The 421-nt window shown below is 75.1% G+C and carries 1 protein-coding gene; it reads right to left on the bottom strand.

Translation table 11 applies throughout. From position 1 onward, the window contains the following. Positions 1-390: class II aldolase/adducin family protein (locus tag LPA54_RS40015; RefSeq protein ID WP_228985330.1), on the bottom strand; the 390-nt coding region annotated here is incomplete at its 3' end. Positions 391-421 lie beyond the last annotated feature (31 nt).

Raw genomic sequence — 421 nt, 5'->3', positions numbered from 1 at the left:
CATGTAGTGGATCGCCGGGAGCTCGTCGACGAGCGTGGAGACCGCGGTGGCGTGCACGGCGTGCGTGTGGACGACGGCGCGCGCGCCGGTCGTGCGGTACACGGCCAGGTGGAGGGGCAGCTCGCTGGTCGGGACCAGCGTGCCGATCACCTGTCGGCCCGTGAGGTCCACCCCCGTCACATCGGCCGGGGCGAGCCGGTCGTACGGGACGCCCGAGGGTGTCACGAGGACGGTGTCGCCGACCCGTACGGAGACGTTGCCGGAGGTGCCGACGACGAGGCCGTCGGCGACGGTGCGGCGGGCCGTCGCGACGAGCTCCGCCCAGGCGTCCGCCACCTCCTCGCCCGGCCCCGCGGAGCCCTCACCTCGCGTGCCCGGGACGCCACGCACAGCGCCCTCCGCTTCCTGTCCGGTCCGGTAC

The sequence above is a fragment of the Streptomyces sp. DH12 genome, assembly GCF_020873895.1.
In the GTDB taxonomy this organism is placed as follows: domain Bacteria; phylum Actinomycetota; class Actinomycetes; order Streptomycetales; family Streptomycetaceae; genus Streptomyces.
The sequence above is the reverse complement of the archived record's forward strand: the minus strand, read 5'-3'. Positions and strand labels throughout refer to the sequence as shown.